The organism is Azospirillum sp. CT11-132 (assembly GCF_047302835.1).
Lineage (GTDB): Bacteria > Pseudomonadota > Alphaproteobacteria > Azospirillales > Azospirillaceae > Azospirillum.
The window spans coordinates 245454-258011 of sequence record NZ_JBGLZA010000003.1 but is presented as its reverse complement, the minus strand read 5'-3'; the positions used below and the strand labels follow the sequence as shown (position 1 = coordinate 258011).

Here is a 12558-nt window from a genome sequence, read left to right as displayed (position 1 = left end):
TTATGCCACACCACCGCAGTTGGCACGGCGCTTGAAAGAGTGGTGTCAGGAAAACGCACGTTGCCTCGCCGGTCAAATGACCAGGGGCGGGGACAGCCTCAGAAGGAGACTAGGACCATGGCCGGAAATGTGACCCTGACCGCTTCGATGCGCACGAACCTCCTGCAGCTGCAGAGCACGCAGGCCGGTATCGACAAGAAGCAGAACATCCTGTCGACGGGCAACAAGATCAACTCGGCTCTGGATGGTCCTACCGCCTTCTTCGCCGCCAAGGGTCTGAACCAGCGCGCCGGCGACCTGACGTCGCTGAAGGACGCGATGGGTCAGTCGATCAGCACCATCCAGGCCGCCGACAAAGGCCTGACCTCGATCGACTCGCTGGTCGACCAGGCCAAGGGCCTGACCACCGCCGCCTACGCGGCGCTCGGCAACGACGCCGCCTCCATCGCCACCCGCAAGTCGCTGGCCTCGCAGTTCAACACCCTGAAGGACCAGATCGACAAGCTGGCCTCCGACAGCGGCTATCAGGGCAAGAACCTGATCAACGGCAACGGCCTCAGCATGGACAGCACCAGCGCGTCCCGTGCCGCCGTCAACACCATCGTCGGCGTCGACAACGCCCGCGTCACCAACGTCATCTCAGCCGACACCTACGCCATCCGCATCAAGGGTGACGGTTCGGTCGAAGGCAAGACCGCCGACATCTCCACCGCGGAGAACGCGCATGGCCTGGTCGGTCTGAAGCTGTCGGGCACGATGTCCAGCACGCTGGGCAGCTTCTCCGACGTCCAGATCGAGGTGCGCGGCGCCAACGGCCGCACCCGCGACTTCATCGTCAAGGACGGCGACGAGAGCCGCACGATCTCCTACTTCGACAACACCCAGACGATCGAAGCCAAGCTGACGCAGGCGGCGACCTCGACGCAGCCCCAGATTTCGAACGTCAACATCAGCGGCACCATCGAGGAAGGCGACATCTTCACCATCACGGTGGAAGGCCAGTCCTTCAGCTACACCGCCACCAGCGGCGACGTCGCCGTCGGCCAGAACGCCGCCAAGAACGTGGCGACCAACCTGAAGAACTCGATCACCAGCGCCATCGCCGGCACCGGCCGTCTGGCCGGCAAGGATGTCGCCTCCGCCGCCATCGGCGGCAGCGGCACCATCACCCTGACCGGCAACACCACGACCGGCGTGGTGCGGGAGATGACGGTGACGACCGGCGCCACCAACGCGCTGACCAAGAAGATCTCGGAGAGCTTCGCGTCGGGCACCATCGTGTCCTTCACGGTCGACCGCCGCCTGCTGGAAGCGGCGAACAACCAGGGCAACGGCATCTCGACCATCGAGAAGAAGGTCGACCTGCAAATCCAGGTCACCAACTCCAACGGCGCCCAGATCACCCGCGACGGCATGAGCGACCGCGGCGACGGCAAGCTGGACGGCGGCGAGCAGTCCTTCAACTTCGACAGCGGCACGGTGCGCCTGAACGTCGATGCCAAGACCATCAAGCAGGCTGCTTCGAGCAACTGCTCGGCCAACATCGTCACCAAGCAGATCTCCGACGCCAACACGTCGAACGACATCACCGTCCAGTTGAACGAACGCAACACCAACTCGATCACGGTGAACGCGGTCAACCTGTCGACCAGCGGCCAGGGCCTGCAGATGGATGCGGCGCAGAACGGCTGGATGGACCGTTCCGACATCGACAAGGCGGTCGCCGGCCTGGATCATGCCAAGTCGACGATCCGCTCCGCCTCACAGAACCTGTCGACCAACCTGAACATCATCACGACCCGCGAGAGCTTCACCAAGGAGTTCAGCGACGTGCTGACGGAAGGTGCCAGCAAGCTGACGCTGGCCGACCAGAACGAGGAAGGCGCCAGCCTGCTGATGCTGCAGACCCGGCAGCAGCTGGGCACCATCGCCCTCTCGCTGGCCAACCAGTCGCAGCAGTCGATCCTGCGCCTGTTCTGATCCGGAACGACAGCCAGACACACGAAAAGGGGCGCCCCCGCCGGGGCGCCCCTTTTCGTTTCCGGGCTTTCCGAACAGGCCCATTCAATACTATTTGGGCGCCGGTCAGCGCGGCCGCAGGGCGTCCCCGATCAGCGCCCGGGCGTCGGCGGCCAGCGCGGCCCGGCCTTCGCCCCGCGTGTACATCATGTGGCCGCCGGGATGCACCGTCACCGAAACCCGGCCGCGTTCTCCCTCCGGCAGTTCCAGCCGGGACGCAACCCAGCGCGACGCCATGTAGGGCGTGATCAGGTCGGTGCGGCCATGGGCGATCAGCACCCGCAGCGCCGGCTGCAGGGTCAATGCCGTCTGCAGCGCGTCCACGGCGCTCGGCACCGTCATGCGCGGCCAGTCCCAGTTCCGGTTCACCCGGTCGCTGAGCAGCCGATAAGGCTCGTCCGTCCGCACCCCGAGCGTATCATGGACATAGGCGGCGAAGGCCGTGGTGTAGGTCGGGATCGTGCCCTTCAGGAAGGGGTCGAACGGCACGCGCGGCGCTCCCGGATCGGGGTCGGGCGCGGTGAAGGTGCCGTCATAGATGCTGAGGATCCGTTCCCGGTCGCGCAGAAGCTCGCGCGTGAAGACGCCCATCGGAACGCGCCCGCGCTGGCGCCGCACGGTTTCCACCGGCAGGCCGGTGATGCGCGCCACCTCGGCGAAGAGGTCCTTTTCCGCGTCGAGGCGGCCGTAATCGAGCCGGGCCAGTCCGGTCAGGTAAGGGCCGAGCGCAAAGCGTTCCGCCGCTTCGGCCGCCTGCTCCGGCGTGCCGGCCGTGCGCCCCAGCGCCGCGGCGGAGGCGGCCATCGACGGCAGCTTCAGGGCCGGGCCGAGGATGCCGTCCTCGTCGATGGCGGCGAAATCGACGACCGGCGAGACCAGGATCAGGCCGTTGACTGCAAGCCCGACCCGCTCGATCAGCTCGTCCGCCATCCTGGCGATGCGGAAGCCGCCATAGCTTTCTCCCGCCAGGAAGGTCGGCGACGACCAGCGGCCATTGCGGGTCAGCCACAGCCGGACGATCTCGGCCATCGACCGTGCATCCCCTTCCACCGACCAGAAGCGCTTCTCATCCTCGTCGGGCTTCAGCGCGCGGCTGTAGCCGGTGCCGACCGGATCGATGAAGACCAGATCGGTGAAGGCCAGCCAGCTGTCGGGATTGTCGACCAGCGGCGCCGGCGGCCGCGGCAGGGTTCCGTCCGGCCCGAAGGCGACGACCTTCGGACCGGCGGCGCCCAGATGCATATAGGCCGATGCCGCCCCCGGCCCGCCGTTGAAGACGAAGGTGACCGGACGCGGACCGTCGGAGGGACTCTTCGATTCGGCCGGTTCGGCGGTGTAGGACACCGTGAAGATGCGCGCCGCCAGTTCCTCCTTCACGCCGTCGCGAAGCGGCAGGAATTCGGCCGTCGCGCTATAGGACAGCGCCCCGCCGGGCAGCGGCAGGCTGTGCCGGGTGACGCTGCGCTGGGGGTCGAAACCCTGGAGGCTGTCGGCTTTGCGGCCGTCCGAGTTGCGTTCGTCCGGCTTTGCCGCATCCGCCTTTCCCGCTTCGGCCTTTCCCGCTTCGGCCGTGCCGCCTTCCGGCCGGTCCGCCGCTGCCGCGGAACCGGGGACCAGCGGCGGCATCAGCAGGGCCGGGAGCAGGGCCATCGCCAACAGACGTGACAGGCTGCGGGAGCGGGAAGGCGCGGACAGGAGCGGCATCTGGGAATCCAAGACAGTTTCTGCGGGGCGATCTCCAGCCACCGCATATTGCGGTCCCGCCCGCGATCCGCAACCGGCCCGCAGTCCGGTGCCATTTTTAGGACATATTTTTTCGGCGACGGCGTCGGCGCCGGGCTTGCCGGTTGCGCCGCGCGATACATACTGATTAACCCGAAAAGGTAACATCTTCCGGGTTAGAGTTCTTCCACCGCCCACCCGGGCCAACTTTGACGGGATCCCGCCGACATGCTCCTTCCACGGCATGCCACCATACGCGCACGGCTGTTCCTCGGCTTCGGCGCGGTGCTTGTGCTTCTGATCAGCCTGACCGTCATCGGGGTCCGCGAGGTGCGGAAGATCGATGCCGATCTCACCCGGATCAACGACGTGAACAGCGTCAAACAGCGCTATGCCATCAATTTCCGCGGCAGCGTGCATGACCGCGCGATCGCGCTCCGCGACGTGGTGCTGACCAGCGATGCGACGACCCTGTCCGCCGTCCTGGCCGACATCGACCGGTTGGCCAGCTTCTATGACCAGGCGGCCAAGCCGCTCGACGCCATGTTCGCGACCATGACCGACATCGAGCCGGAAGAGCGGGCCATGCTCGCCGGCATCAAGGAGATCGAGGCGAAGACCCTGCCGGCGATCAAGGCGGTCACCACCGCCCGCAAGGCCGGTGACATGGCCGCCGCGCAGAAGGCCCTGATGCAGGACGCCCGTCCCGCCTTCACCGAATGGCTGAAGCGCATCAACGCGTTCATCGACCTGCAGGAGTACAAGAACCAGCAGATCGCCGCCCGCACCCGCACGGTCGCCAGCGGTTTCCAGACGCTGATGCTGTCGCTGTGCGCCGCCGCCCTGTTGCTGTCCGGCGCCTTCGGCCTGTGGACAGTGGCGGCCCTGCGCCCGCTGCGCCGCCTGACCGACGCGATGCTGATGCTGGCCAAGGGCGATCTGAGCGTCGCCGTGCCGCCGTCCGAGGCCAAGGACGAGATCGGGCAGATCACCGGCGCCGTCGAGGTTTTCAAGGCGAACGCCGTGGAGGCCGACGCCTTCCGCCGCCGTCAGGCCGAGGCCGAGCATGCCGCCGAGGAGCGCAAGCGGGCCGAGATGGCGGCGCTGGCCGACCGGTTCGAAAGCGAGGTGAAGGGCGTGGTCGACAGCGTCGCCTCCTCCTCCACCGAGGTGCGGTCCCTGGCGCAGTCGCTGGCGACGACCGCCGACCATACCGAGACGCAGGCGACCACCGTCGCCGCCGCATCCGAACAGGCGTCGGTCAATGTCCAGACCGTGGCCGCCGCCGCCGAGGAACTGGCCGCCTCCATCGCCGAGATCGGCCGGCAGATCGGCGAGAGCAGCCGCAAGGCAAAGCAGGCTGCCGATCAGGCCGACGGCACCAACCGCATCGTCGACGGCCTGTCGTCCAAGGCGAACCAGATCGGCGACGTGGTGAACCTCATCAACTCCATCGCCGGGCAGACCAACCTGCTGGCGCTGAACGCCACCATCGAGGCGGCGCGGGCCGGCGAGGCGGGCAAGGGCTTCGCCGTGGTCGCCAGCGAGGTGAAGAGCCTGGCCAACCAGACCGCCAAGGCGACCGGCGACATCTCGCAGCAGATCGCAGAGATCCAGACGGCGACCGCCGACGCGGTCCAGGCGATCCAGAGCATCGCCGCCACCATCGGTGAAGTGAACGTCATCGTCGGCACAATCGCCCAGGCGGTCGACGGCCAGAACGCCGCAACGATGGAGATCGCCCGCAACGTCCAGCAGGCGGCGGCCGGCACCAACGAGGTCTCCTCCTCGATCGGCGGCGTCCTGCAGGCCGCGTCGGAGACCGGAAGCGGCGCCAGCCGCCTGCTCTCCTCGTCCGGGGAACTGTCGAAGCAGGCCGAACTGCTGCACGCGCAGGTCGACCGCTTCCTCGGCAGCGTGCGCGGCAAGGTCTGAGTCTGGAACGGGGGGTGGGGCAAAAGGTAGCAAAGCCCATGCTTGCGGGTGGCGGCCGGGAACTCTAGGAAATTCCCGGCCGCTGCATCTCCTGCGCGAGCCATCCGCCGGATGCACCCTTCGACCGTCACGGGTCCGCCATGAGCGACAGCGAAAACACCGGCCCCGTCGATTACGGCCGCCTCGTCTGGAGCGACGATCTGGTTCTGGGCGTCAACTCCATTGACGAGCAGCATCGCGAATGGATCGCGCTGGTCCAGGCCTTCGAACGCGCCGTCACCGAAGGACGGCCGGCCGAGGAGATGCGCAGCACCCTGGCCGCCGCCGTCGCCTACACCGAGTCGCATTTCGCCGACGAGCAGCGGGTGATGGAGGAGGCGGGCTATCCCTTCCTCGACGACCATATCGGCCAGCACCAACTCGCCTGGGACCGGGTGCATGCCTTCGCTTCAGTCGAAGGGGCCGGCGAGATGGCCGACGAGGAAATGCGGCGGAGCCTGGCCGAATTCCTGCCGCAGTGGCTGATGCTGCACATCAACACCGCCGACCGCCAGTTCGCCCGCTGGCTGAAGGGCACGATGGCTCCCGGCACCGCGTCCGGCGCCGCCCCTGGGGGCCCGGCGGGTCCCGATGGCCGGGTGTTCGGCGACATTCCCGTCTGATTCCCGTCCCGCTCGGGCGGGATCCGGACCGCCCGCCGTTGCGATTCGCCGGAACCGCCGCTACACAGGGGGCATCCGCGCGAGCAATCCCGTTTTCCGGAGCGTTCTTCCATGTCGACCCTGCCCGATCAGGCCACCATCGCCGCCACCGCGGCCAAGATCCTGCTGGAGATCAAGGCGCTGCACTTCAACGCCGAGACGCCCTTCATCTTCACCTCGGGCTGGGCGAGCCCGGTCTACACCGACTGCCGCCGCATCGTCTCCTTCCCGCGCGCCCGCAAGGCGCTGATGGATTTCGCCGTCGCCACCATCGAGCGCGAGATCGGCTATGAGGCCATCGACGCGGTGGCGGGCGGCGAGACCGCCGGCATCCCCTTCGCCGCCTGGATCGCCGACCGGCTGGAACTGCCGATGCAGTATGTGCGCAAGAAGCCGAAGGGCTTCGGCCGCAATGCCCAGATCGAGGGCCTGCTGACGGAGGGGCAGCGCGTCCTGCTGGTCGAGGATCTGGCGACCGACGGCAAGAGCAAGGAGAACTTCGTCACCGCGCTACGCAACGGCGGCGCCCAGGTGACCGATACCTTCGTGATCTTCCACTACGGCATCTTCCCGCAGTCGAAGGTCAACATGGACGCCATCGGCGTCCGCCTGCACGCGCTGTGCACCTGGTGGGACGTGCTGAAGGTCGCCCGCGACAACCGCTATTTCGACGAGAACACCCTGTCGGAAGTCGAGAAGTTCCTGAACGACCCGGTCGGCTGGTCGTCGGCCCACGGCGGCAAGTCGAGCATGTGATGCCAAATGGGGGCGGGGAAACGCTTCCCGCCCCCGGCTCCGCCGGTGGCCGTCAGGCCATCAGCGCCTGGATCCTGTCTCTGAAAGCCGCCTCGTCGAAAGTGCCGTCGTTGGCGGTTGAAATCCAACCGGGCAGAGCCGGGTGCCAGAACGGGTTGTAGAGGATCACCGACCGCTTCCTGTTCAGCATTCCACCCAGATAGCTGAAGGACGACCGGCTGGTTATCAGCACGTCTGCGGTCGAAAACAGGGACAGGCAATCGAGCGCCTCGGCATTCGCCATGATCGTCGCGTTCGGGATGGCGGCGAACTCTTCGATTTTCGATTCCTCGGGGCTAATCCGCTTCGGCTCCCCAATGGATTTTTCGATCCCGTTCTCGCCGGGCTTTAGCTCGACCTCCTTGGTCGGTATCTCGGTGTGAATTTCGAAGCTGCAGGGGACGCCCATTTCCTCCAGCAGCCGCGAAACGCGCAGCGACGCCTTGATGTAATAATCGTTCGGCAGCATGCGGTTGGCGGCCACCACCATCATTTCGCCGCGACGGACGTGAACCGCCACGCGCAGCTTCTCCTTGTTCGGAGGCAGATGGGAGAAGGGGGAAATCTCCCTGCAGCATTCGTAGCATGCCGGATGAGCGTCTGTGATGCCGTAGGGAAGCGATATCCTGACGATGATCGGCCGATCGACAGACTGGGCCTGCGCGGTGATGGCCTCCATTGCCTCAGGCGTAATATTGTGAACATTCACGACGTAGTAGGATTGAGGAACCGCAACATCCGATTTGATCGTGAATCGGCGATTGAACGCGTCGACGAAATCCTGGCTCCCACTGTTCTCTTCCAGTGACTTCAAACCCTGGTAATCGACCTTGGCCAGGGGAGAGTGGATGTAGGGAACCTTCAAGAGCCGCGAAAGAGCGTAGATGCCGTAAATCCGTTGCAACTGGGCACCGACGCCGTCGGTCATCTTATCATTCTGATAGGTGACTGCGATTTTCCAGGAAGGATTGGAAAGTTCCTGTCCGCTGCTCATGATGCTTCCACTTCTGCAGAGTTCGCCATATGCCCGCCATAGGCGGAATTCCAAAGTCTCGCCCGACCGGACGTGCTTAACACAGCTTCGCAAACTCGAAAATCGGAGCCTTGGCCGGATGGCTGTTCGCAAATACCCGACGGATGGGGAAGCGGTGGAATGATACCGCGGCGGCCTATGCCGAACGGGAGGCCGCATCGGCTCCGACGGCCGCTTCCTGCTCCGGCCGGGGGCGGTGGTTGAAGCGCACGCGGACGATTTCACACCGCCCCTGCCCCTCCACGGCACCGCCATCGCAGGGGCGGCGGTCCAGCACGTCGAAGGAAAGCGTCGACAGCCCGTCGCCGGTCGGGATTTTCCCGGTGGACCAAAGCTCCTGAAAGACGCGGCGGTTAACGCGCGAGATTGGTGACGGCGTCGCATCCGGCGTGAAGCCGTCATTGTCATGGTCGAGCGGCTGGAAGCGGCCCTTGCGCCGGCCGGTGGGGATGCGGCGCGCCCGGATGCGCAGCGAGAAGTCGAAATCCTCGTATCCCCAGCCCCAGTACAGGTTGGAATAGCCGTCGACCTGCCGCATCGTCGCGTTCGGCATCAGAAGCACGCCGCCCATATTGCTTGCAAGGTCGGTCGTCACCGTCCGGTCCGAGCGCCCCGGCGCCACCGGCCGCTGCTCCGCCCCGTACCAGAGGATGGGCGTGGGGCAGTCGGCCGGGGAATAATCGGCATCGACCGGCAGGTAATCGACGTCATGCAGGCAGGTGTAGTCGCTCTGCCCCTCGCCCAGCAGGAAACCGGCATTCATCAGCGCCCCGCGGTTGAAGGGAAGGCCGGCCTCCTGCTCCACGATGGTGATGCGATGGTCGATCCGCGGCACGAGCCGGTCGAGATACGCGCTCACCCACGGAACGAACTGCCGCAAATGGGTTTCCCGGTCCCGATAGGGGACGACGATGTGGAGGCGCGCGTCCGCGCTGTCGCCGGTCGTCATGTCAGTCCTTCCCTCCCTGTGCGGCGGATGGCAAACCGCTGCCGCCCTCGGCCGCGATGGCGATCACGCGCGGCTGTCCGCCCGCAAGATGAATGTCCCACATCGCCCGATAGGCCGCCTCGATATGCCGGGTGAATCGTGGGGTATCGAACAGCGGGCAGGTCTGCCGATTGCGCATCAGCCGCTCCCGCAGGGCGCGGAGCCGTTGGGGCGAGCGGGCGAGGTCCACCGCCGCCGCCTCGTAGGCCTCCTGCCCGTCGACGATCAGTTCCGGCAGTCCGGCAGCCCGCAGCAGGCTGGCCGCCACGCGCCCGGCAAAGGTCGTGCCGCGCCGCGTCAGCACCGGCAGCCCCGCCCACAGCGCGTCGCTGGCCGTGGTGTGCGCGTTGTAGGGAAGCGTATCGAGAAACAGGTCCGCCAGCCGGTGGCGCGCCAGATGCTCGGCATGGGGAATCGGGCCGGCAAAAACGAGACGGTCGGGATCAAGACCGCGGGCCTCGCCTTCGCGGCGCAAGTTGGCCGCCACCTGCGGATTTCCGGCATAGAGCCACAGGACGCTGCCCGGAACCGCGGCGAGGATGCGCGCCCAGCCGTCGAACAGGGCGGGAGTCAGCTTGTAGGCGCTGTTGAAGCAGCAGAAGACGAATCCATCGGCCGGCAGCCCGCAATCCGCGCGCGACGGGGTGGTGGCGGCGATGGCACGGCGGCGGTCGTTGGGCTGGTAGCAATCCGGCAGCCGCACCACCCGCTCGGTGAAGAACGCCTCCTCGCCCTCCGCGATCACCTCGGGGTCGGCGAGGATGTAATCGACATAGCCGGCTCCCAGCGTGCCCGGATAACCCAACCAGTTGACCTGCAGCGGAGCCGGGCGGGCGGCCAGGATCGACGTCCGTGAGAAGGTGGTGAAACCGGTCAGATCGACCAGAATGTCGATGCCGTCCGCCGCGATGACCTGCGCCGCATCGGCGTCGCCATGGCGGTACAGGTCGACGAACCGTTCGAGTCCCTGCTCGAACCGACGGCGCAGCGGGCTGCCGTCGTCGATGCCGGTCGAATAGGCGGTGACGGCGAAGCGGGACCGGTCATGCGTCTCCAGGGCATCCACCATCAGATGGCCCATCGCATGTTCCCGGAAATCCGACGACAGATAGCCGATGCGCAGACGGCCATCCCGTGGAAGCGCGGCGGGCGCGGGGGCGGATCGGTGGACAAGAACGGCGCCGCGGGCCTTCGCCGCCGCCCAGCGGGTCGCGGCCGATTGCTGGTCGGCAAGGGTCGAGGCGCAGGACAGGACGTCGAACGGGGATACGCCCTCCGCCCCCTCCCGCACCCGGCGGAGAAGCAGCGCCTCCAGACCGTCCAGGTCACGCCAATCGCAAAGCAGCCTCTGCTGGTGAACCAACTGGCCCAGGGCCGCGCCATGGCCGGGAACCAGCCACAGTACCCGCCGGCAGGCCTCCGCCGATACCGCGCTCCAGCCGCTCATCGCGGCGGCCATCGCCAGATCGACAGAGGCGTCGGTATCGTCGGGAGCCACGGCGACGGCATTGCGCAGGGCGGCGACCGCGAGATCGGGGCGGAATGCCTCCGCCAGCACGCCCGCCAGCCGCCGCCATGCCTCGGCGTTCAGCGGCTGCCGGACGAGCAGGCTTCTCAGGATCGCCAGCGCGCCGTTGGACTCGCGCATGATCGACAGGACCTGGGCCAGATTGATCTCCGCCACCGGGAAGTCGGGCTGCAGGTCCAACGCCGTGCGATATTGGGCGACGGCCTCCTGCAGGCGGCCGAGTTCCCGCAGGGCGTTGGCGAGATTGTTGTGCGCGGCCGGATCGGACGGTTCCAGCCGGACCGCGGCGGCGGCGGCGCGCCAGGCGTCCTCACGATGGCGCATATCATGTGCCGCGTTGCCCAATGCCAGCCAGCTTCGCGCACTCGACGGATCGAGCGCCACCGCAGGACGGCCGGCGGCGACCGCTTCGGCCGGCCGGCCAACGGCATGGAGCAGGCAGGTCAGGTCGTGCCGGATGCCCACGTCGAGCGGCGCCAACCCGATGGCCTTGCGGAATACCGCTTCCGCCTCCGCATTTTGGCCAAGGTGATGGAGCGCCACGCCCAGCCTGGACAGTGACGAGGCGTCGGCGGGAGAGAGCCGCACCGCCTCCCAGTGGGCGGCCACCGCCTCGGCGAAGCGCCCCAGATCCTGCAGGGCGACGCCGAGATTGTTGTGGACCTCTCCCAGATGGGCATGGGTCGCCAGTACCTTGCGGTAATGAGGTTCCGCGTCCTGCGGCCGTCCCTGGCTGTGCAGGGCCAGCGCCAGACCATAATGGGCATCGACCGAATCGGGCGCGACCCGCAGCGCCGCCGCATAGACCGTCGCCGCCGCATCCCAGCGGGCCATGCCGGCCATCGCCGCGCCGAAATCGAGATAAACCTCCGGATCCTTGGCGATGGCCAACGACTTCTGGAACAGGATCACCGCCTCGCGCGCCCGACCCAGCCGCAACTCCACGACGCCCAGCCGGTGCAGGGCCTTCGGGTTCTGCGGCTCGGCCTGCAGGGCTTCGAGGTAACGGGCCCTCGCCTCCTCCAACTTGCCGGCCCTTTCCGCCGACAGGGCGCGGGTGAAGCCGGTCGATTGGCTTTTGTCTGCCATAGCCGACCTCAATCGCGCCAGCGCGTGTGTTCCAGGATGCGGGGGATCTCGGCCGGACGGCTGGCATCACCCCAGTTCGAGATGTCGGGAATGGTGGTCACGCCGTACCGGCGGCCGAGCAGGCTGAGGATGCTCTGGTCGTGGCGATGGTCGCGGAACTCCGGATAGTTCGGCAGGCCGCATTCGTTGGGGGCGTCGGTGATCAGCCGGGCATCCTGGGCATACCGCAGCCATCGGGAAATGAAGTCCCTGCTTTCCGGCCCACGCTCGCAGACGATGAAGCTGGCCAGGATCTGCGGCGCGTCGATGAAGGGCGGACGGTCCAGCCCCATGAAATGGAAGCAGTCGCGCTTCGTCCAGACGCGGTTGCTGTGATGGTCCTCCAGCGTGAACAGCAGCACCGGCAGGTCACGCCGTTGGCGGCAAATCTCGATCACCGGATCGGCGCTGTGGACGAAATGGGCGCCGCTGTCGCTGTAGAACAGCATGTCGCCATCCTGCAGATGCTCCCGCAGCATGAGATCGATGAAATAAGGCTTCCACAGCCAATATCCGGCCCCGCGCGGCTGCTCCAGGATATGGCGGTTCCGTGCGGCGAACGTAGCGTCTATGTGCTGCCGCCCCATCATGGCCACGCCGTCGAAGCCGCCCGCGGCAAGACCGGTCTTCGCATTGTGTTTCTGCGCCGTGGTGAAGGCCCCGTCGGCATAGTTCAGCAGCACCCGCTTCATCGTCCGTCCTCCCGCCG

9 protein-coding genes are annotated in these 12558 nt (G+C 66.9%); 4 read left to right on the top strand and 5 right to left on the bottom strand.

Annotated elements, in window-relative coordinates; all coding sequences use genetic code 11:
* Nucleotides 1-117: 117 nt before the first annotated feature.
* On the top strand, nucleotides 118-1980 hold the full coding sequence (locus tag ACCD06_RS06965; protein ID WP_413339704.1) for a flagellin: 1863 nt from the start codon (nucleotides 118-120) through the stop codon (nucleotides 1978-1980).
* A gap of 105 nt (nucleotides 1981-2085) precedes the next feature.
* Here the strand turns inward: ACCD06_RS06965 and ACCD06_RS06960 are convergent, their stop codons facing one another.
* The gene (locus ACCD06_RS06960; protein WP_413339702.1) at nucleotides 2086-3723 is read right to left on the bottom strand and encodes a S10 family peptidase; all 1638 of its coding nucleotides are present in this window, start codon (nucleotides 3721-3723) and stop codon (nucleotides 2086-2088) included.
* A gap of 246 nt (nucleotides 3724-3969) precedes the next feature.
* Here ACCD06_RS06960 and ACCD06_RS06955 point away from each other — a divergent pair, with 246 nt between their 5' ends.
* From ACCD06_RS06955 to ACCD06_RS06945, 3 genes are all read left to right on the top strand, one after another.
* Nucleotides 3970-5676: a methyl-accepting chemotaxis protein gene (locus ACCD06_RS06955; RefSeq protein ID WP_413339700.1), complete on the top strand. Its 1707-nt coding sequence runs from the start codon at nucleotides 3970-3972 to the stop codon at nucleotides 5674-5676.
* Nucleotides 5677-5816: 140 nt separating this feature from the next.
* A complete protein-coding gene (locus tag ACCD06_RS06950) occupies nucleotides 5817-6338 on the top strand; it encodes a bacteriohemerythrin (RefSeq protein WP_413339698.1) in 522 nt (173 codons plus the stop codon).
* Between the two features lie 111 nt (nucleotides 6339-6449).
* Nucleotides 6450-7133, top strand: coding sequence for an orotate phosphoribosyltransferase (locus ACCD06_RS06945; protein ID WP_014247028.1), 684 nt, complete (start codon nucleotides 6450-6452; stop codon nucleotides 7131-7133).
* A 52-nt stretch (nucleotides 7134-7185) separates the two neighbouring features.
* Here ACCD06_RS06945 and ACCD06_RS06940 read toward each other — a convergent pair whose 3' ends face one another.
* From ACCD06_RS06940 to ACCD06_RS06925, 4 genes are all read right to left on the bottom strand, one after another.
* Nucleotides 7186-8166 carry a hypothetical protein gene (locus tag ACCD06_RS06940; RefSeq protein WP_413339696.1) on the bottom strand — a complete coding sequence of 327 codons (981 nt, stop codon included), beginning with the start codon at nucleotides 8164-8166 and terminating at the stop codon, nucleotides 7186-7188.
* Nucleotides 8167-8341: 175 nt separating this feature from the next.
* Nucleotides 8342-9154, bottom strand: coding sequence for a galactosyltransferase-related protein (locus ACCD06_RS06935; protein ID WP_413339694.1), 813 nt, complete (start codon nucleotides 9152-9154; stop codon nucleotides 8342-8344).
* A gap of 1 nt (nucleotide 9155) precedes the next feature.
* Nucleotides 9156-11810 carry a tetratricopeptide repeat protein gene (locus ACCD06_RS06930; protein ID WP_413339692.1) on the bottom strand — a complete coding sequence of 885 codons (2655 nt, stop codon included), beginning with the start codon at nucleotides 11808-11810 and terminating at the stop codon, nucleotides 9156-9158.
* Nucleotides 11811-11818: 8 nt separating this feature from the next.
* The gene (locus ACCD06_RS06925) at nucleotides 11819-12541 is read right to left on the bottom strand and encodes a hypothetical protein (RefSeq protein ID WP_413339690.1); all 723 of its coding nucleotides are present in this window, start codon (nucleotides 12539-12541) and stop codon (nucleotides 11819-11821) included.
* Nucleotides 12542-12558: the final 17 nt, after the last annotated feature.